At 70.8% G+C, this 19,821-nt stretch carries 17 protein-coding genes and 1 pseudogene; 11 read left to right on the forward strand and 7 right to left on the reverse strand.

The genetic code is table 11. The features are described 5' to 3' along the window. Positions 1-26 precede the first annotated feature (26 nt). The 4 genes from JHW41_RS16380 (at position 27) to JHW41_RS16395 (ending at position 3,575) form a co-directional block, all read left to right on the forward strand. Positions 27-248, forward strand: a complete 222-nt coding sequence (locus JHW41_RS16380; protein WP_057947030.1) for a hypothetical protein — start codon at positions 27-29, stop codon at positions 246-248. 207 nt (positions 249-455) lie between these two features. After that, the gene (locus JHW41_RS16385; RefSeq protein ID WP_250443515.1) at positions 456-1,517 is read left to right on the forward strand and encodes a quinone-dependent dihydroorotate dehydrogenase; all 1,062 of its coding nucleotides are present in this window, start codon (positions 456-458) and stop codon (positions 1,515-1,517) included. A 94-nt stretch (positions 1,518-1,611) separates the two neighbouring features. After that, positions 1,612-2,652 (forward strand): UDP-N-acetylmuramate dehydrogenase, encoded by a 1,041-nt coding sequence (gene murB / locus JHW41_RS16390; RefSeq protein WP_250443519.1) that lies wholly within the window; start codon positions 1,612-1,614, stop codon positions 2,650-2,652. A gap of 35 nt (positions 2,653-2,687) precedes the next feature. Beyond that, on the forward strand, positions 2,688-3,575 hold the full coding sequence (locus tag JHW41_RS16395; protein ID WP_057950042.1) for a DMT family transporter: 888 nt from the start codon (positions 2,688-2,690) through the stop codon (positions 3,573-3,575). Between the two features lie 16 nt (positions 3,576-3,591). On the opposite strand, the gene JHW41_RS16400 is transcribed toward JHW41_RS16395, so the two are convergent. Further along, positions 3,592-4,572, reverse strand: coding sequence for a S41 family peptidase (locus JHW41_RS16400; RefSeq protein ID WP_250443522.1), 981 nt, complete (start codon positions 4,570-4,572; stop codon positions 3,592-3,594). A 564-nt stretch (positions 4,573-5,136) separates the two neighbouring features. Here JHW41_RS16400 and JHW41_RS16405 point away from each other — a divergent pair. Together JHW41_RS16405 and JHW41_RS16410 are read left to right on the forward strand one after the other, a co-directional pair. Then, positions 5,137-6,540, forward strand: a complete 1,404-nt coding sequence (locus JHW41_RS16405) for a pectin acetylesterase-family hydrolase (protein WP_078997383.1) — start codon at positions 5,137-5,139, stop codon at positions 6,538-6,540. A 13-nt stretch (positions 6,541-6,553) separates the two neighbouring features. Next, positions 6,554-7,186, forward strand: a complete 633-nt coding sequence (locus tag JHW41_RS16410) for a hypothetical protein (RefSeq protein ID WP_250443524.1) — start codon at positions 6,554-6,556, stop codon at positions 7,184-7,186. A gap of 51 nt (positions 7,187-7,237) precedes the next feature. On the opposite strand, the gene JHW41_RS27170 is transcribed toward JHW41_RS16410, so the two are convergent. Then, positions 7,238-7,378 carry a DUF6053 domain-containing protein gene (locus tag JHW41_RS27170; protein ID WP_428995381.1) on the reverse strand — a complete coding sequence of 47 codons (141 nt, stop codon included), beginning with the start codon at positions 7,376-7,378 and terminating at the stop codon, positions 7,238-7,240. 80 nt (positions 7,379-7,458) lie between these two features. Continuing rightward, the gene (locus JHW41_RS16415; protein WP_078997396.1) at positions 7,459-8,550 is read right to left on the reverse strand and encodes a GGDEF domain-containing protein; all 1,092 of its coding nucleotides are present in this window, start codon (positions 8,548-8,550) and stop codon (positions 7,459-7,461) included. Positions 8,551-8,874: 324 nt separating this feature from the next. On the opposite strand from JHW41_RS16415, the gene JHW41_RS16420 reads away from it, so the two are divergent. After that, complete coding sequence (locus tag JHW41_RS16420; protein ID WP_057947024.1) at positions 8,875-9,273, forward strand: hypothetical protein; 399 nt, start codon at positions 8,875-8,877, stop codon at positions 9,271-9,273. A gap of 318 nt (positions 9,274-9,591) precedes the next feature. On the opposite strand, the pseudogene JHW41_RS16425 reads toward JHW41_RS16420, so the two are convergent. From JHW41_RS16425 to ispG, 3 genes and pseudogenes are all read right to left on the reverse strand, one after another. After that, positions 9,592-11,931: pseudogene (locus tag JHW41_RS16425) on the reverse strand (S8 family serine peptidase); the annotation flags it as partial. Between the two features lie 491 nt (positions 11,932-12,422). Beyond that, positions 12,423-13,073, reverse strand: coding sequence for a phosphatase PAP2 family protein (locus JHW41_RS16430; RefSeq protein ID WP_428995557.1), 651 nt, complete (start codon positions 13,071-13,073; stop codon positions 12,423-12,425). 158 nt (positions 13,074-13,231) lie between these two features. Further along, entirely contained in the window at positions 13,232-14,509 is a 1,278-nt protein-coding gene (gene ispG, locus JHW41_RS16435; protein WP_250443532.1) for a flavodoxin-dependent (E)-4-hydroxy-3-methylbut-2-enyl-diphosphate synthase, read from the reverse strand. A gap of 291 nt (positions 14,510-14,800) precedes the next feature. Here ispG and xseA point away from each other — a divergent pair, with 291 nt between their 5' ends. Continuing rightward, a complete protein-coding gene (gene xseA / locus JHW41_RS16440; protein WP_250443535.1) occupies positions 14,801-16,144 on the forward strand; it encodes an exodeoxyribonuclease VII large subunit in 1,344 nt (447 codons plus the stop codon). Between the two features lie 33 nt (positions 16,145-16,177). Next, positions 16,178-16,297 (forward strand): DUF6053 domain-containing protein, encoded by a 120-nt coding sequence (locus JHW41_RS27175; protein WP_428995558.1) that lies wholly within the window; start codon positions 16,178-16,180, stop codon positions 16,295-16,297. Here the strand turns inward: JHW41_RS27175 and JHW41_RS27180 are convergent. After that, positions 16,284-16,457 carry a DUF6053 domain-containing protein gene (locus tag JHW41_RS27180; protein ID WP_428995382.1) on the reverse strand — a complete coding sequence of 58 codons (174 nt, stop codon included), beginning with the start codon at positions 16,455-16,457 and terminating at the stop codon, positions 16,284-16,286. The genes JHW41_RS27175 and JHW41_RS27180 overlap by 14 nt on opposite strands. A 50-nt stretch (positions 16,458-16,507) precedes the next feature. Between JHW41_RS27180 and JHW41_RS16445 the strand changes: the two genes are divergently transcribed. Together JHW41_RS16445 and JHW41_RS16450 are read left to right on the forward strand one after the other, a co-directional pair. After that, on the forward strand, positions 16,508-18,154 hold the full coding sequence (locus JHW41_RS16445) for an acetolactate synthase large subunit (RefSeq protein ID WP_057947020.1): 1,647 nt from the start codon (positions 16,508-16,510) through the stop codon (positions 18,152-18,154). A gap of 27 nt (positions 18,155-18,181) precedes the next feature. Then, positions 18,182-19,669, forward strand: a complete 1,488-nt coding sequence (locus JHW41_RS16450) for an aldehyde dehydrogenase family protein (RefSeq protein ID WP_250443538.1) — start codon at positions 18,182-18,184, stop codon at positions 19,667-19,669. The last annotated feature ends 152 nt before the right edge of the window (positions 19,670-19,821 follow it).

Below are 19,821 nucleotides of genomic sequence, written 5' to 3' on the forward strand. Positions count from 1 at the left end.
CCGACCACCCGCCCGGAGAAACCCCAATGAGCTTGCGCAAGCCCACCGCCCTGGCCGCCCTGGCCGTCGCCGTTTTCGGATTCGCCGCTTCGCTGACCGCCTCGGCCCAGATCGACCAATGCGAGCGTTGCCGCGTGGTCTGGGAGGACTGCCTGCTGCACGCCGAGAACCAGGCGCAGACCCAGGCCTGCGATCGCGCTTACGGCCAGTGCATGAGCCCGATCGACTGCCCGGCGCCGGAAGCCTGAGCCTCGCCGCGCCGGCCGCGGCCGGCGCGGTTCCCGCGCGGGCGCCGCCCGCCGGGTACGGCCGCAACGCAGCCGCTGCGGCGGTCGCCGCGGCCGATCCGCCGCCACGCCCACGATCTGCGTACGAACCGTTCGCTCGCGCTCGCCCGGGCGGTATCGATTGGGCGATAATCGGCGTTCCCCGTCCGAGCGGCCCGCAACGAACTCGTGTATAGCCTCGCCCGCCCCTTTTTGTTCGGACTGGATGCCGAACGAGCCCACGGCCTCGGCCTCTCCGCGCTGGAAACGGCTTATCGCAGCGGCCTCAATCCGCTGGTGGCGCGCGCGCCCAAGCCGCTGCCGACCAAGGTGCTGGGCCTGAGTTTTCCCAACCCGGTCGGCCTGGCCGCCGGCCTGGACAAGAACGGCGCCCACATCGACGCCCTGCTGGCGCTGGGTTTCGGCTTCGTCGAGATCGGCACCGTGACCCCGCGCGCGCAGCAGGGCAATCCGCGTCCGCGCATGTTCCGCCTGCCCGAGCAGCAAGCGGTGATCAACCGCCTGGGCTTCAACAACGAAGGCGTCGACGCGCTGGTGCGCAACGTGTCCAAGGCGCGCCGCCGCGGCGGCGGCCTGCTCGGCATCAACATCGGCAAGAACAAGGACACCCCCAACGACCAGGCCGAGCGCGATTACCTGCACTGCCTGGAACGGGTCTATCCGCTGGCCGACTACATCACCGTCAACATCTCCTCGCCCAACACCGCGGGCCTGCGCGAATTGCAGGAAGAGCAGTCGCTGCGCCGGCTGATCGGCAACCTGCGCGAGGCGCAGGAAACGTTCGCCGCGCGCGAGGGCCGGCGCGTGCCGATGCTGGTCAAGATCGCCCCGGACCTGTCCGACGACGACATCGAGGCCGCCAGCCGGGTGCTGGCCGAGCTGCAGGTCGACGGCGTGATCGCCACCAACACCACGGTCGCGCGCGAAGGCGTGGAACGCAGCGCGCACGCGGGCGAGGCCGGCGGGCTGTCGGGCCGGCCGCTGATGGCCCAGGCCACCGCGGTGCTGCGGCGGATGCGCACGCGCCTGCCCGAGCACATTCCCATGATCGGCGTCGGCGGCATCCTCAGCGGCGCCGACGCGGTCACCAAGATGGCCGCCGGCGCGAGCCTGGTGCAGGTCTATTCGGGCCTGGTCTACCGCGGCCCGGCGCTGATCGGCGAATGCGTCGACGCGATCCGCCGGCGCAAGGAAGCTCCCAGCCGCGGCCACGTGCCGCCGCAGATTTGAATCGGCGCGAGCCCGCGCCGACCCGTCACCGCCCGAGCCCGCAGCGAGCCGCCGTCATTCCGCTTTCCGCCCCCAACCCGAAGTCCGCGCGCGCATGAGCCCGAACGTCCGCATCGTGCGCGATGCGCCGCTGCAAACCCGCAATACCTTCGGCGTCGCCGCGCGCGCGCCGTGGCTGGTGTCGGTCGACGACGCCCGCGCCCTGCCCGAGGCGCTGGCCGCGCCGCCGCTGCGCGAAGGCCTCGCCCTGGCCATCGGCGGCGGCAGCAACCTGCTGTTCGCCGGCGATCCCGACGGCGCGGTGCTCGAACTCAGCGGCCGCCAGGTGCGGGTGCTGGACGACGACGGCGAGCGCGCGATCCTGCGCGCCGATGCCGGCGTGCCCTGGCACGGGCTGGTGATGCAGTCGCTGGAGCAAGGCTACGCCGGGCTCGAGAACCTGGCGCTGATCCCCGGCACCGTCGGCGCCTGCCCGATCCAGAACATCGGCGCCTACGGCGTGGAAGTGCGCGAGTTCGTGCATGCGGTCGAGGCCTACGAGCCGGGCACCGGCCAGTGGCACCGCTTCGACAACGCCGCCTGCGCCTTCGGCTACCGCGACAGCCGGTTCAAGCGCGAGGCCGACCGCTACCTGATCGCCGCGGTCGAATTCGCATTGCCGCGCCACGCCGCGCCCAAGCTCGACTACGCCGGCATCGGCGAGGAACTGGCCGCGCGCGGGGTGAGCGCGCCGACGCCGCGCGACATCGCCGACGCGGTCGTCGCCATCCGCCGCCGCAAGCTGCCCGACCCGGCCGTGCTCGGCAACGCCGGCAGTTTCTTCAAGAACCCGATCGTGCCGGCGGCGCAGGCGCAGGCGCTGCTGGCGCAGTACCCGTCGATGCCGGCGTTCCGCGGCGACAGCGAAGCCACCCGCAAGCTCTCGGCCGCCTGGCTGATCGACGGCTGCGGCTGGAAGGGCCACCGCGACGGCGACGCCGGCGTGTCCGCCGCGCACGCGCTGGTGCTGGTCAACCACGGCGGCGCCAGCGGCGCGCAACTGCTCGACCTCGCCCGCCGCATCGCCGACTCGGTGCGCGAGCGCTTCGGGGTGGCGATCGAACCCGAACCGCGCATCGTCGGCGCGCGCTGGTGAGCGCCGGCGCGCCCGCCGCCTCCACCACCCAGCCGATGCGCGCCGCCGGCCTGATGCTGGCAAGCACGCTGAGCTTCGGCATCATGGCCATCGCCATCCGCCTGGCCTCGCAATCGCTGCACACCTTCGAAGTCGCGTTCTTCCGCAACCTGTTCGGGCTGATGGCGGTGCTGCCGCTGCTGCTGAGCGCGCGCCGCGCCGAACTGCGCACGCGCCAGCTGCCCAAGTACTTCGTGCGCTGCGCGATCGGCATGGTGTCGATGCTGTGCGGGTTCTGGGCGATCGGCCACCTGCCGCTGGCGCAGGCGATCTCGCTGACCTACTCCACCCCGATCTTCGTCACCATCGCCGCGGCGCTGTTCCTGCACGAACAGGTGCGCGCGCGGCGCTGGGCGGCGGTCGCCGCCGGCTTCCTCGGCGTGCTGGTGATCGTGCGCCCGGGCTCGACCGAGTTCTCGGTCGACAGCCTCGCCGCGCTGGCCGCGGCGGTGCTCGGCGGGGTGATCTCGATCCAGATCAAGCAACTGTCCCGGATCGACTCGGCCAACACCATCGTCCTGTACACCTACGCGTTCTGGGTGCCGATGTCGCTGATTCCCGCGCTGTTCGTGTGGCAGTGGCCGCAGGGCGTCGCCTGGGTCTGGATCGTCGCCGCCGGCGTGTTCGGCACCGGCGGCCAGGTGCTGTGGACGCATGCGCTCAAGCTCGGCGAAGTCTCGGCGCTGACGCCGATCAGCTTCGTGCAGTTGCCGCTGGTGTCGGTCGCCGGCTGGCTGTGGTTCCACGAGACGCTGGACCGCTACACGGTGATCGGCGCAGCGATCATCCTCGGCTCGAACGCGTACATCGCCCATCGCGAGGCGCTGCTGGCGCGCAAGAAGGCATCGGCGGCGGCCACCGCGGGGGCGGCGCCGGGCGAATAGGCGCCGCCGCGCGCGATCAAGGAGCGCCGGCGGCGGACTTGCGGGCCAGATCCTGGCGCACGAACGCCAGCGCTTCCTGCACCCGGTCGTCGGACTTCAACACGACGTCGGGCACCACGCCCACGCCTTCGATGCTCCTGCCGGAGCGGGTCCGGATCTCGCAGTTCGGGATATAGGCGACGTAGTCGTCGGTGGCGATCTGCGCGACCGGATTGCCCGCGCCCGCGGTGGTCGTGCCCAGGACGGTGGCCCGTCCGCTGTCCTGGCCGATCAGCGCGAAGTACTCGGCGGCCGAGCCGGTTTTCTCCGACACCAGGATGTAGACCGGGGTCCGGTAGAACTTGGGCGCCGGCGAATAGTGATAAGGCACCTCGCCGTTCTTCCAGGCCGTCTCGCCCTTGCACTTCTTCTGCAGCAACCCCTGATAGGCCTCGTCCTGGAAAAGATGCTGGTAGACGAAGCCGTTGGCGCGGCCGTCGCCGCCGCCGTCGCGGCTGATGTCGAACACCAGCGCCTTGACGCCGCTGAGGAACTGCAGCGCCGCGGTGATCTTGGCGAAGGCGGCGTCGTCGGCGACGTGCTGGGTCCACTTCACGTAGCCGATCTGGCCCGGAAGGATGCGCACTTCGACCCAACCGCCGTTCGCGTCGGCGGGCAGCGCCGGCGCCGTGGCCGTTGGCGGGACGGCCGAAGCGGTACCGGCCGGCTTCGGAATGCCCACGTAGAAATGCTTGTCGTGGCTGCGGTTGCGCAGCGCCTGGGTCAGTTGCCTGGCCTGGTCGGCCGGAGCGGCCTGCACGAATTCCGGGGACTTGCCCGTCTCGCGCGCCGCCTTGCACAGGGCCTTGGCCTTGACCGGATCGAAGTAGATCTTGTCCAGCGCGCCGCAGACGAAGTCCGGCAGGCTTTCGCGATCGGGCGGCGCCGCGAGGGAATCGAGCGGGAGGCACATCGCTGCGAGGGCGAGGGCGAGCAAGGGCGCTTTGTCGACGATCATGGCGCAACGGGCGGTGGAAAGGCGGCGATTATATCGACGCGCCAACAGCGCTCCAATGAGCAAAAAGACAGCTAAAAATCACCTAGCGGCACGTAATTTCAGCACTCTTTTTACGCACTATTTCTTCGACTGCGACGGCGCTCCTCGCATGGCCGCCGACGCTCTCCGGCGCCAGCTAGATTCGCTACGCGCCAGCATCGACCCGGCCTGCACCCAAGCCGCGGCCGCAGGCGGCGCCGCGCGGATTCTCGACGTCACAACGCGCGCTTGACCGCGGGCACATCGACGCATTCATCGAACCCGGTCACATGTTGCAGCGCACGACCGCTCGCCCGGCGGACCCGGTTGCGTGACCGCTATCGGGGCAAAAACGGCCACCCGCGGCCACATTCGCGGCCAATCTGGTCCACGGTCGAAAAACCCCGCCGGCGCCGATTGACCCGTCATCTCCCCACCGTTATCCAGACGCAGCAGTACGGAGAGGAACCGGCCGCGCGCACGCCCTAGCACGCGCCGGATGCGCGTTTCGCTCTGCCTTCATGACGATCACAGGAGAGAGAGTTCATGGCCGCATTGAGCCGTTACGTCGCCGTCGCCCTGATGGGCGGCGCCGTCGCGTTTTCCAGCCTGCCTTCGCAGGCCGAACAGGGCGATTACGGGTTCTTCCAGACCCTGAAGAACCTGGTGTCCCCGCCCAAGCCCGACAACAAGGTGCAGCCCAAGCAGCGCACCGGCCAGTACCCGCTGCTGAGCGCCGACGCGGGCCGCGCCAGCGGCTTCGACCCGGGCGCCTATTACCAGTGGCAGACCGTGCAGCTGCCGGCCGAGACCGGCGCCATCTGCGGCAACGGTTCGCCGTACAAGATCTTCGTCAACCGCGTTCCCGACACCACCAACACCATCATCTACATGGAAGGCGGCGGCGCGTGCTGGGATTACGCCAGCTGCACCGGCGCCACCGGCGTGCGCGGCGCGCGCAATCCCAACGGCGTGCCCGACGACTACATGAAGCTGCTCAATCCCGGCGCCAGCCTGGTCAGCCCGTTCGTGACCCGCGTGAGCCCGTTCGACGCGGTCAAGACCCAGGGCTGGAACATGGTCTACGTGCCGTACTGCACCGGCGACATCTACAGCGGCGACAAGGTCGCGGTGTACGACGATCCGAGCGGGCAGAAGCCGCCGCTGGTGTGGCACCACAACGGCCTGCGCAACACCCGCGCGATCATCGCCTGGCTCAAGGACAACCTGCCGCGCCCGGGCCAGATGCTCAACACCGGCTGCAGCGCCGGCGGCGCCGGCAGCCTGATCTCCTACGACACCTTCCGCACCGACGTCGCGCCGACCCAGGGCTTCCTGATCGACGACTCCGGCCCGATCTTCCCGACCCCGAAGAACGCCAACCCGGCCGAATATCCCTCGCAGCCGCTGATGACCAAGATCCGCGACGTGTGGGGCCTGGACGCGCCCAACGGCCCGCTGGCCTTCCTCGCCGCCGGCCTGCCGCAGATGGACCTCAACGAACTGGGTTCGATCTACCCGGCGCTGTCGAGCAAGCACACCGGCGACCGCCTCGGCCACACCCACTTCTGGCAGGACCTGAACTACTCGTCGTACTCGTACGAGCGTTTCCACGACGACATCGCTCAGGCGCCGAACCAGGCGGCCAAGGAAGCGCTGATCCACGCCAAGTGGGGCACCGACACCCAGCGCCTGTCCGCGCGCCTCAACGGCCTGGACAACTTCGGCGGCTACTTCCCGCAGTACCGCGCGCTCAACGAAAGCCACTGCACCACCATCGTCGACTTCAAGAACGGCGACGTGCAGGCGCAGAACCTGGAACTGAAGAACTTCATCGACTCGGTGCTCGACGGCAACGGCAAGGTGCTCGACGCCAGCGAAACCAGCGATGCGGCCGACAAGGCCAAGCCCTTCAACTTCCTGTACTGGCTGGTGGACCAGCTGATCTGACCGGCGACGCGGCATGAAGCGAAACACTCTCATGCTGGGCCTGGCCCTGACCGCCGCGGCGCTCGCCGCGGCGGTCAGCCTGGGCTCGTGGCCGTTTTCCTCCAGCCGCGCCGCGGCGACCGCGCAGGCCGGCGGCGACGCCGGCGCCGCGTCCGCCGCGGAAGCAGGCTCCGGCGTGCACGCGATGCTCGCCACGCCGCAAGGCCGGCGCTTCCAGCAACGCCGGCAGTTCCAGGACGAGGCCAAGCGCTTCTTCCGCGATGCCGCCGCGCTGGGGCCGGCCGAACGCGAGCGGCGGGCGCAGGCCTTGCAGGCGCAGATCGACCGCTACGAGCAGGCCGACGAACTGTCGGCCGGCGAGACCATGCTGCTGCGCGTGGGCCTGATCCGCGCCACCGTGCCCGACGAAGCGCGCCAGGCGCTGCTGGTGCAGCAACTGGCGCAGCGCTACCGCAGCCAGGCCGCGCAGCACGAACAGGCCTTCGTCGAGCAGCAGGCGCGCGATCCGAAGTTCCAGGCCTACAAACGCAGCGAAGCGCGGATCGTCGCCGAAACGATGGCGATGCAGCAGATTCCGGGCGGGTTGACCCGCGACGAGTACCTGCGCCAGCGCTTGCAGGCCGAACGCGAGCGGATCTACCGCTGAACCTTGCGGGAGGGTTTACCGGCCCGATGCATTGAACCTGCGAGCCCGCCTTCAGGCCCGACGGGCTGAATCTGTGGGAGGGCCTTCAGGCCCGACGCTCTTCGCTCGGATCGCGATGACCTGAGCGAAGAGCGTCGGGCCTGAAGGCCCTCCCACTGAGCAACACCGTGCCGCGGCGAAAGCCCCACCCACCGGCTAACGAAGCCGCCGACCGGACGCCTTTCGCCGCACTCCGCCGCGACCAGTCCAAAGCCGCCGCTGCGGCGCACCGCTCACTCCGACTCGGCCAGCACCACCCGGTTGCGCCCGCCGCGCTTGGCCGCGTACAGCGCCTGGTCGGCGCGGGCGAAGGTCGCCGCGGGTTCCTCGCCGGTGCGATACGCGGCCAGACCGATGCTCACCGTCAGCGGCAGGCCCAGCGGCAAATTGGCGATCGCCTCGCGCACGAACTCGCATTGCAGCTGCGCCTGCGGCTGCGGCGCCTCGAACAGCAGCAGGAACTCCTCGCCGCCGTAGCGCGCCACGCTGCCCGGCCCCGGCGCGTACAACCGCAGCGCGTCGGCGACCGCAAGCAGCACCCGGTCGCCCTCGGCGTGGCCGTGGACGTCGTTGATGGTCTTGAAGTGGTCGATGTCGAGCACCGCCACCTGCAGCGGCGCGGCCGCGTGGCTGCGCGCCACCGCCTGCTCCAGCGCCAATGCGAACGCGCGCCGGTTGGGCAGGCCGGTCAGCGGATCGGTGCGGGTCAACGCGGCCAGGTCGGCATTGCTGGCCTCCAGCGCCGCGTTGCTCGCCTCCAGTTCGGACTGGTATTGCAGCAGGCGATGCTCGTACCACTCGCTCTCCTGCAGTTGCCGCGCCAGCGCGCGGCTCACCCGGCGCAGTTCCATCGCCCGCGAGGCCTGCCGCGACAGCGCGGTCAGCGCCTGGTGCTGCTTGTCGGCGAGGTCGCGCGGCTTGGTGTCGATCACGCACAGGGTGCCCAGCGCGTGGCCCTCCGGCGTCACCAGCGGCGCGCCGGCGTAGAAGCGGATGTTGGGATCGTCGAGCACCAGCGGATTGCCGGCGAAGCGCGCGTCGTCGCGCGCGTCGGGCACCACCAGGGTCTGGTCCGGACGCAGGATCGCGTGGGCGCAGAACGCCAGTTCGCGCGGCGTCTGGGTCGCGGCCAGGCCGGTGCGGGCCTTGAACCACTGGCGCTGCTCGTCGATCAGGCTGACCAGCGCGATCGGCGCGTCGCACACCGCCGCGGCGATCGCCACCAGGTCGTCGAAGTCGCGCTCCGGCGGGGTGTCGAGGATGTCGTAGCTGCGCAGCGCCTGCAGGCGCTGGGCTTCGTTGACGGGAGTCGGAGGTCTTTGCACGGCGGTGTCCGGACGATGACGGGCGCGACGGGCGCGGTCGGCTTCCAAACGGGGCTTGCGCGGCCGCCCGCGCGATGCGGGCGACCGACGCCGGCCAGTCTAGCAAGCGCCGGCGCGGCGTCGGCGGCGCGCTCTCGGAGCCGCCGCATGCGCCGCCGTCAAGCGCCGGCGCGTACGGATCGGCGAAGCGGCGATGGCGGTCACAACGCGGCCGCGACGCCGGCACGGCGCGGTTTCCTTCGCCTGCAATGTCGCGCGGCTAGACTCGCGTTCCGGTCGTCGCGCGGGGCGCGCACGGCGCGGCGGCGACGAGGAGGCAGCGGGGTGCAGGTGGAGACCAACGATTACGTCGAACTCAAGCACGAGATCCTCGACGGCATGCGCAGCTACATGGAAGACCTGGCCCAGGACGGCGCCGACGCCGGCTACGGCGCGGCCGAGATCGACGAATGCGAACGCGTCATCGACGCCTTGCTCGCCGCGCTGCGCAACGCGGTCGGCGACGGCGAGCGCGTGCCCTCCCCCGCGCAACTGGACCGCAGCGCGCGCGCCGCGGTCGAACAGGCCGTGCGCGCGCTCAACGCGCTCAACGCGCGCTGCCGCTACAACCTGATCGAGACCGACCAGCGCGAAGGCCTGTGCGAACTGGTGCGCAGCGCCCTGGCCGGCATCGGCGCGCTGCGCGGCCAGGACGATCCGACCGAACCGTGGCGCGAGTGGTAGCCGCGCGTCGCGCACCGCTCCCGGTTCGCCGTTTCCTTTTCGCCGCTCCCGCACCGCCGTGCGCGCACGCGGCGCGTCGGATCGCCGCGCGCTCCGCTCCCGTCGCCCGCACCTGACCGACGCCTATGAAAACGCCGGGCCCGCACGGGGCCCGGCGTTGGGTTGACGCAAACGCGATTGCGGAATCGCGACCGACCCGCGAAGGGTCGGTCGCGACCCGGCTCAACGCGCGCTGCGCTCCGGTTCCACCGGCCTGGCGCCGAGGCGGTCGGTGCGCACCGCCTTCGGCGCTGCCGCTGCCGCAACCGCAGCCGCCGTCGGCGCCGGCACCGACACCGCGATCGGCAGATGCAGGCTCGGCGACTTGCGGCCCAGCAACGGCTTGAGCTGCAGCTTGCCGAAATGCCAGCTGCCGTCGGCCGCGTACTTGCGGCTGAACACGAACACGCTGACCGGGGTCTTGCTGCCCGGCGCCGAGACGAACACCGGCGGGAACGCGATGCCGTCCACGCCCTCGACCTGCGCCAGCCACAGTTCCGGCAACGCGCCCTGGGCGTGGCGGAAGCTGCGCTGGAAGGTGCACGAACGCTTGCAGTCCTGCTGCTGCATGCTGGCCAGGTTGAGCTGGGCCGGATCGCCGCCGGCGGCCGGATCGGCCGCGCGGTAACGCGCCGTGGTCTCGTTGAGCACCAGCCCGGACTTCACCGCCTGATCGACCTGGATCCGGCCCGAGCCGGTGTCGAACGGATTGGCCGCGGTCACGCCGTCCTCGAGCAGCATCCCTTCCCTGGCGGTCATCATCAGCGCCGACTTGATCTCCGCGGCGGTCCAGTTCGGACGCGCCTGGCGCAGCAGCGCCGCCGAGCCGGCCTGGTGCGGCGACGCCATCGAAGTGCCGCTGAGCAGGCCGACCAGGTTCTCGCTGCCGCCGATCGTGGTGCCGGCCAACACCGCCAGCACGCTGACGCCGGGCGCGGCCACGTCGGGCTTGATCAGGTTGAACCCGCCCGGGCCGCGCGAGCTGAAATCGGCGATCAGGTCGGGCGTGTTCGGCACCGGCGTCGGCGGGAAGCCGATGCCGCCGGTCGAGGTATTGCCGTTGCCGGCGGCGAAATCGCGCAAGGCGTTGCTGTCGTCCTGCGCCGCCGCGAACGCCGGCACCGTGGTGCCCGGCACGCTCGGCGTCACCCCGGTGGCCTGGTTGTTGGCGATCACCACCGCGATCGCGCCGGCGGCGGCGGCGTTGTTGACCTTGATCGAGAAGTTGCAGGTGCCGCGCCGCACCACCGCGATGGCGTTGGCGAACGCGCCGGGGGCGAAGCCCGCGCAGCCGTCGTCGGCGCTGTCGATGCCGGCGCTGATCCGCACCGGCGTGTTCGGCGGAATCGACGCGGTCAGCGAAACGCCGCCGCTGCCGTCGTTGAGCTGCACCGCCTGCAGGTCGGACGGCACCGTGCCGGGCCCGGTGATCTGCAGCAGCGTGGCGAAGGTGCCGCGGCCGTGGGTGCTCGCCGCGGTGGTGGAGACCCACGGCTGCTGGTGGCCGTTGGTGCTCGGGTCCGGACCGCTGTTGCCGGCCGAAGCGGCGATGAAGATGCCGGCGTCGGAGGCGTTGAGGAAGGCCAGCGATACCGCTTCGCCCCAGGGCTCGCCGCCGCCGCCGATGGAGTAGTTGATCACGTCCACGCCGTCGACGACGGCCTGGTCGATCGCCGCCAGCGCGGCCGAATCCGGGCACCAGCCCTGGCCGGCGGCGTCGGTGTAGCAGATGTCGTAGGCGACGATGTTGGCGTGCGGGGCGACGCCGGAGATGCGGATGTCGCGGCCCTTGTAGTTGGCGGTCCAGGCGTTGCCGGCCGAGGTCGAGGCGGTGTGGCTGCCGTGGCCGTTGGTGTCGCCGAAGCCCGGTTCCTCGCGGATGCCCGGCTGGCCGCACATGTTGGCCGGCTCGCCGCAGACGAAGTCCCAGCCGCCGATCAGCTTGTCGTTGCAGCGGCCTTCGTCGACGCCGCCGGGCGCACAGGTGCCCAGGTACTGGCCGGCGCCGTTCGGATTGACGTGGCGGTAACCGCTGTCGTCGATCGCGGCGAACGCCGGGCTGCCGAAGTTGATGCCGGTGTCGAGGATGCCGACCACCACGCCTTCGCCGCGCCACTGGGTCGGCTTGGCGTTCCACAGCGCCGGCGCGCCGATCAGCTGCGGGCCGACGTCGGTGTCGAGCGGATAGTCGCGGCTGGCCTGCACCAGCGCCACGCCGGGCAGCTTGGCCACGCGCGCGGCCTCGCTCGCGCTCATCCGCACCACCGCGCCGTTGACCGCATGGCGCAGGCGCCGCTCGACCTTGAGCGTGCGCCCGAGCGCGGCGTTGATGCTGCGCTCGTGGTTGCGCTGGACGTTGTCGAGATAGTTCAGATACCTGCTCGCCTGGGCGCCGCGCACGTCGATGCGGGCGTTGCCGCCGCCGGCGATGCGCGCCGCGGCGCTGTTGGCGTTCTGCGCGCCGGCCACGCGCTGCGGCGCCGCCAGCCCGGCGACTTCGCCGTTGTAGACGCTCAGCGGCGCCTCTTGGTACAGCACGACATAGCGTTGGCCGGCGGAATCGGCCGGGGCCGCGCGTTGCGGCGCGGGCGCGCCGCCGACCGACGCGTCGGCGCTGGCCGCGGGCCGGTTCAGGCCGCCGGCGGCGGCGGCCGCGGCGAGCGCGGTCAGGCCGCTCAGTCCGAGGGCGATGGCGATGGTCAGCCGGTTCTTTGCGTTGGGCATCGGGTGGTCCTCCACGTATCGTTCGCGAAGAAGCCGCTGCACGCCTGTCCCCTGTCAACAGGCAGGTCGCGGTTCCGGGGGCGGGCCGGGAGGGATCGCCGTGATCGAGCGTCGTCCGTGAACCGGCGCGTCGTGCGGACGCACCGGCCGATCGCTCCTGCCACCGTGCCGCGCGGCGTCGCCGCGCGGACCGAACCTCCTGCCCACGGCCACACTGCGCGAGCCGGCGGAATTTCGGCGTGACCTCGCGCACAAATCGCATTTGGTTACAGGTTCGCCGCCGGCGTGTTGCGGCGCTGCAACTTCACTTGGCTAAACCAGTCTCGGCGCCGGATCGTTCGTGCGCGTAACCGCGCGGGCGAACGGCCGCGCGCGGGCCGCCGCGCTCAGCCTTCGCGCGCCTGCCACGGCCGCCGCACGCCGCCGCGATAGACCAGCAGGTACACCGCGACCGCCCAGGCCGTGGCCACCGCCCAGCCGGCGAGGATGTCGGAGGGGTAATGCACGCCGAGGTACAGGCGGGAGAAACCCACCAGGACCGTGAACGGAACCATCGAGGCCACCACCAGCCAACGCCAGCGCGTCGGCCAGCACAGCAGGATCAGCACCGCGGCCAGCGTCATCGAGCCCATCGCGTGGCCGCTGGGAAAACTGTAGTTGTGCTCCGGCGCGATCGACTCCCACAGCGACGGCCGCTCGCGCGCGAAGAACTGCTTGGCGGCGATGTTGAGCAAGCCCGAACCGCCGAGCGCGATCGCCGCGTAGCTGGCCTCGCGGAAACGCCGCGTGACCGTCAGCGCGATCACCAGCACGATGTCGAACGGCACCACGCCCCACTGGTAGCCGAGCTTGGCGATCACGCTGAAGAACAGGTCCAGGCTGTGCCGCGACAGGCCGTGCGCGTATTCCAGCACCGGCACGTCGTACACCAGCGACTCCTGGCGGTGGATGTCGTCGGCCAGTTCGGCGAAGGCCCACAGCGGCAGCAGCAGTCCGGCGAACACCAGCAGCAGGGTCCAGCCGTGGTGGCGCAGCAGCGCCGCGCCGAAGCGCGCCTCCTGTTCGAATGCGCTGTCGTCGGCGCCGCGGCGGCGCGCGGCACGCTGCTCTTGCGAGCGCGGGCCTTGCGGGTGCGGGCTTTCCGCGCTCGCCGCGGCGGAACGCGGCGGCGCGGCGTCCGCGCGCGGGTCCTCGCTCACGCCGCTCCGCCGGCCGCCGGCACGCCGTAGCGGCGCTCGACATAGCCGTCGATCAGGGCGACGAATTCGCGGGCGATGTTCTCGCCGCGCAGGGTCACGGTCTTCTCGCCGTCCTCGAACACCGGCGCCGACGGCGCCTCGCCGGTGCCCGGCAGCGAAATGCCGATGTTGGCGTGGCGCGATTCGCCGGGACCGTTGACCACGCAGCCCATCACCGCCAGGGTCAGGTTCTCGGCGCCGGGATGGGTGATCTTCCACTCCGGCATCTTCGCGCGCACGTGCTCCTGCACGGTCTGCGCCAGTTCCTGGAAGAAGGTGCTGGTGGTGCGGCCGCAGCCCGGACACGCGGTGACCATCGGGGTGAACGCGCGCAGGCCCATGGTCTGCAGCAGTTCCTGGGCGACGATGACCTCGTTGCTGCGCGCCTGGCCCGGCTCGGGCGTCAGCGAGATGCGGATGGTGTCGCCGATGCCTTCCTGCAGCAGCACGCCGAGCGCGGCGCTGGACGCGACGATGCCCTTGCTGCCGATGCCGGCCTCAGTCAGGCCCAGGTGCAGCGCGTAGTCGCCGCGCGAGGCCAGTTCGCGATACACCGCGATCAACTCCTGCACGCCGCTGACCTTGGCGCTGAGCACGATGCGCTCGGCCGGCAGGCCCAGTTCGACCGCGCGCGCGGCCGAATCCAGGGCCGAACGGATCAGCGCCTCGCGCAGCACCCGGCCGGCGTCCCAGGGTTCGACGCGGTTGGCGTTTTCGTCCATCAGCTGGGCGGCGAGCGCCTGGTCGAGCGAGCCCCAGTTGGCGCCGATGCGCACCGGCTTGGCGTACTTGATCGCGAACTCGATCAGGGTCGCGAACTGGCTGTCCTTCTTCTTGCCGAAGCCGACGTTGCCGGGGTTGATGCGGTACTTGCCCAGGGCTTCGGCGCAGGCCGGCTCGGCGCTCAGCAGCTGATGGCCGTTGTAGTGGAAGTCGCCGATGATCGGCACTTCGATGCCCATCATCGCCAGCTTGTCGACGATCCGCGGCACCGCCGCGGCGGCCTCGACGGTATTGACGGTGACGCGCACCAATTCGGAACCGGCGCGCCACAGTTCGGCGACCTGCTTGGTGGTGGACGCGACGTCGGCGGTGTCGGTGTTGGTCATCGACTGCACCACCACCGGCGCGCCTCCGCCGACCTGGACGCCGCCGATGGCGACGCTGCGGGTCAGGCGGCGCGGCAAGGGGCCGAAATCGGGGACGGAGCAAGGCAGGACGGCGTCGGAATTCATGGGCCGCATTGTAGCGCCGGGGCGGTGGGCGCAGGTGCGGCGGGGGTGAAGCGGGGCTGACGCGGCGGGAGGCTTGGGCCACAGGGCGATCGGGCCGAAAGGCGTCGGGCCTGAAGGCCCTCCCACAAGGGCTTGGCCCTGGCATAAGGGCTCGGCTGTCGCGGGAGGGCCTTCAGGCCCGATGCCTTCCGATCCGACTCGGCAAAGCCTGCCGCGGAAGTCCGTGGCGGGACGGGTTAACATCGGCGCAACTGTTTCGCTCCGGGCGGCTGGCGCCGCCATCGCTCGCTCATGCCCCCCAGTTCCCCCGACGAAGTCCTCACCCCCAGCCAGCTCAACACCCTGGCCCGCGACCTGCTCGAGGACACCTTCCCGCTGATCTGGGTCGAGGGCGAGCTGGGCAATCTGTCGCGGCCGTCCTCGGGCCATCTGTACATGACCCTCAAGGACGCGCGCGCCCAGGTCCGCTGCGCGATGTTCAAGCCCAAGAGCAGCTGGCTGAAGTTCGTCCCGCGCGAAGGCCTGCGCGTGCTCGCGCGCGGCCGGCTGACCCTGTACGAAGCGCGCGGCGACTACCAGCTGGTGCTCGACCACATGGAAGAGGCCGGCGAAGGCGCGCTGCGCCGCGCGTTCGAGGAGCTCAAGGCGCGACTCGCCGCCGAGGGCCTGTTCGACCGCGAGCGCAAGCGCGAACTGCCGCGCTTCCCCGAACGCATCGCGATCATCACCTCGCCCAGCGGCGCAGCCGTGCGCGATGTGCTCAGCGTGCTCGCCCGGCGCTTCCCGCTGGCCCAGGCCGAGGTGCTGCCGGTGCCGGTGCAGGGCGACGGCGCGGCCGAGAAGATCGTGGCGACGCTGCAGCGCGCCCAGGCCGCGCAGCGTTACGACGTGATCGTCCTCGCCCGCGGCGGCGGTTCGCTGGAAGACCTGTGGGCGTTCAACGACGAGCGGCTGGCGCGCGCCATCGCCGCGTCGGACGTGCCGGTGGTTTCCGCCATCGGCCACGAGACCGACTTCACCCTCGCCGACTTCGCCGCCGACGTGCGCGCGCCCACGCCTTCGGTGGCTGCCGAGTTGCTGGTGCCGCAGCGCGACGATCTGCTGCACCGCTTGCGCGTGCTGGATGCGCGCCTGGGGAACCTGCACAGCCAGCGCCTGCGCCAGGCGATGCAGCGCACCGACCGCGCCGGCCTGCGCTTGAGCGCGCTGCGCCCGCAGGCGCGTCTGGCGGCGCTGCGCAACCGCCAGCAGGACGCGCTGCGCCGGCTCGAACAGGCCTGGCGCCTGCGCATCGAACGCGAGACCGCGCGCCTGCGCCACAGCGACGCGGTGCTGCGCGCGCACCATCCGCAGCGGTGCATCGCCCGCCTGCGCGAGCGCCTGGCCGCGCTGGCGCCGCGCCCGCGCGCGGCGTTGGCCCGGCGCCTGCACGGCGATGCGTTGCGCCTGCGCGGGCTGGCGCGCTCGCTGGAAGCGGTGAGCCCGCTGGCGACGGTCGCGCGCGGCTACGCCATCGTCCAGCACGACGACGGCCGGGTGGTGCGCAGCGTGCTCGACGCCGCGCCGGGGGACCGCCTGAGCGCGCGCGTGCAGGACGGCCAGATCCGGGTGCGGGTCGAGCCGCGCGAAGACTGATCCATCTACGGTCGTGTGAGGGCCTTCACTCTCGTGGGAGGGCCTTCAGGCCCGATGCTTTCGTTTCAGTTCGCGACATACGACAGAAGAGCGTCGGAGCTGAAGCCCCTCCCACAAACACCCCGGCATTTGCTATGCCTCAGGCTTTCGTGAGAGGGCCTTCAGGCCCGACGCTTTTGTTGCGGATCGCCGCGAATCGACCGAAGAGCGTCGGGCCTGAAGGCCCTCCCACAAGAGCGCGCCAGCGCTTTTCCGGATCGGGCCACAGCGCCCGCCGGCCCGCACCGTTCCACCACCGTCGCCCCTCGCTCACGTGGTTTGCGCGATCCTTGCGGTCCTGCGTTTCCGTCCCCGGAGTTCCGCATGACCAAGGCGTCCGACCTCTTCGTCGCCGCGCTCGAAGCCGAAGGCGTGCAGTACGTGTTCGGCATTCCCGGCGAAGAGAACCTCGACCTGCTCGAATCGCTGCGCACCTCGACGATCGAGCTCGTCCTCACCCGCCACGAACAAGCCGCCGGCTTCATGGCCGCGACCTACGGCCGCCTGACCGGCAAGGCCGGCGTCTGCCTGTCGACCCTCGGCCCGGGCGCCACCAACCTGGTCACCGCCGCGGCCTATGCCCAGCTCGGCGCCATGCCGATGCTGATGATCACCGGGCAAAAACCCATAAAGACCAGCAAGCAGGGCCATTTCCAGATCGTCGACGTGGTCGACACGATGCGTCCGCTGACCAAGTACACCCGCCAGATCGTCGCCGCCGACAGCATCCCGGCGCGCGTGCGCGAGGCCTTCCGCCGCGCCGAGGAAGAGCGCCCCGGCGCGACCCACCTGGAACTGCCGCAGGACATCGCCGGCGATCCGACCCAGGCGCGGCTGATCCCGGCCTCGTTCTCGCGCCGCCCGGTGGCCGAGGACAAGGCCATCGAGCGCGCCGCGCAGGCCATCGCCCAGGCCCGCCACCCGATCCTGATGGTCGGCGCCGGCGCCAACCGCAAGACCACGTCCAAGACCCTCGAACAATTCGTCGCCAAGCTCGGCATCCCCTACTTCACCACCCAGATGGGCAAGGGCGTGCTCGACGAGGAAGGGCCGCTGTGGCTCGGCAACGCGGCGCTGTCGGACCACGACTTCGTCCACCGCGCGATCGACGCGGCCGACTGCATCGTCAACATCGGCCACGACGTGATCGAGAAACCGCCGTTCTTCATGCGCGAAGGCCGGCGCACGGTGATCCACGTCAACTACGCCGCGGCCGAGGTCGATGCGGTGTATTTCCCGCAGATCGAGGTGATCGGCGACATCGCCCATTCGGTCTGGCGCCTGAGCGAGGCGCTGCAGCCGCAAGCGCACTGGGACTTCGGCTATTTCGACCGGGTCCGCGCGGCGCTGCTGGAGCAACTCGCCGAACGCACCTCCGACGACCGCTTCCCGATGGCGCCGCAGCGGCTGGTCGCCGACGTGCGCCGCGAGCTGTCGCCGCGCGACGTGGTCTGTCTCGACAACGGCCTGTACAAGCTGTGGTTCGCGCGCAGCTACCGCTGCCGCGAGCCCAACACGTTGTTGCTCGACAACGCGCTGGCGACGATGGGCGCCGGCCTGCCCTCGGCGATCGGCGCGCGCATCGTCTGCCCGGACCGCAAGGTGGTCGCGGTGTGCGGCGATGGCGGCTTCATGATGAATTCGCAGGAGCTCGAAACCGCGGTGCGCCTCGGCCTGGACCTGGTGGTGCTGGTGCTGCGCGACGACGCCTACGGCATGATCAAGTGGAAGCAGGCGCACGAGCGCTACCCGAGCTTCGGCATGGACCTGGGCAATCCGGATTTCGTCGAATACGCGCACAGCTACGGCGCGCGCGGCCATCGCCCGGCCAGCGCCGACGAGTTCGCGCCGCTGCTGCGGCGCGCGCTGGACACGCCCGGCGTGGACCTGATCGAAGTGCCGATCGACTACAGCGACGACGATACGATCCTCAACCAAGACATTCCCCAGCGCGCCGCCGCGGTGGTCTGAGCGCGGCGCAATCCACGGAGCATCCTCATGGCCAAGTCCGAGAAGAAAAGCAAAACCGCCAAGCCCGCCAAGGGACTGAAGAGCAGCTATCCCTACTACCTCGCCGGCCGCGCCGTCGCCGCCAACGGCGACCTCGACGTGCTGGACAAGTACAGCGGCAAGCGCGCCACCCGCGTGGCGATGGCCGACGCGGCCGCGGTGCGCAAGGCCATCGTCGCCGCGCACAAGGCGCGCGAGGCGATGGCGCAGTTCGCCCCGGACCGCCGCCGCGACGTGCTCGAACACTGCGTGCGCCGCTTCGGCGAGCGCTTCGAGGAACTGGCGCTGGCGCTGTGCATCGAGGCCGGCAAGCCGATCAAGGACGCGCGCGGCGAAGTGACCCGCCTGATCGACACCTTCCGCATCGCCGCCAACGAGGCCACGCGCGATCCGGGCACGCTGCTGGAACTGCAGATCTCGCCGCGCACGCGCGGCTACCGCGGCATGGTCAAGCGCGTGCCGATCGGCCCGTGCAGTTTCATCACCCCGTTCAATTTCCCGCTGAACCTGGTCGCGCACAAGGTCGCACCGGCCATCGCCGCCGGCTGCCCGTTCGTGCTCAAGCCGGCGATCAAGACCCCGGTCGGCGCGCTGATCATCGCCGAGATCCTGGCCGAGACCGACCTGCCCGAAGGCGCGTTCTCGGTGTTGTGCTGCTCCAACGAGGACGCCTCGCTGCTGGTCGAGGACGAGCGGATCAAGCTGCTGAGCTTCACCGGCGGGCTGATCGGCTGGGACCTCAAGGCCCGCGCCGGCAAGAAGAAAGTGACCCTGGAACTGGGCGGCAACGCGGCCTGCATCGTCGACGCCGATCCCGGCGCGAGCCTGGACCACGTGGTCGAGCGGCTGGTGTTCGGCGCCTATTACCAGAGCGGCCAGAGCTGCATCAGCGTGCAGCGCATCTACGCCCACGCCGATGTCTACGACAAGCTGCGCAAGAAGCTCAAGGCCGCGGTCGGCGCGCTGCGCATGGGCGACCCGCGCGAGGAGAGCACGTTCATCGGCCCGGTCGTCGACGAACAGGCCGCGCAGCGCATCCAGGCGTGGATCGACGCCGCGCTCAAGGGCGGCGCCAAGCGCATCGCCGGCGGCGCGCGCCAGGGCACGATGATCCCGGCGACCTTGCTGGAGAACGTGCCGCGCGACGCCGAGCTGTACCGCAAGGAAGCCTTCGGCCCGGTGGCGCTGATCGAGCCGTTCGACGATTTCGACGCCGTGATCGACCGAGTCAACGACAGCGATTTCGGCCTGCAGGCCGGCGTCTTCACCGGCCGCCTCGACCACGCCATGCGCGCCTGGGACCGGCTCGACGTCGGCGGGGTGATCGTCGGCGACGTGCCGAGCTTCCGCGTCGACAACATGCCGTACGGCGGAGTCAAGGATTCCGGCCAGGGCCGCGAGGGCGTGCGTTACGCGATCGAGGACATGAGCGAGCAGCGCTTGCTGGTGATACGCGATCCAACCGAAGCGGTGTAACCCCGGCCGCACCCGAAGCCCGGAACCGCCCCGCCTCGTTCTGCCTCACTCCGCCACCAGCCACGCCGCGCCATCCTCCGCACACGCCCATCCCCTCCCCGTCATTCCGGCGAAAGCCGGAATTCATTTTGATTTTCGCTCCGACTTTTCGT

Source organism: Lysobacter enzymogenes, from assembly GCF_023617245.1.
GTDB classification, from domain to species: domain Bacteria; phylum Pseudomonadota; class Gammaproteobacteria; order Xanthomonadales; family Xanthomonadaceae; genus Lysobacter; species Lysobacter yananisis.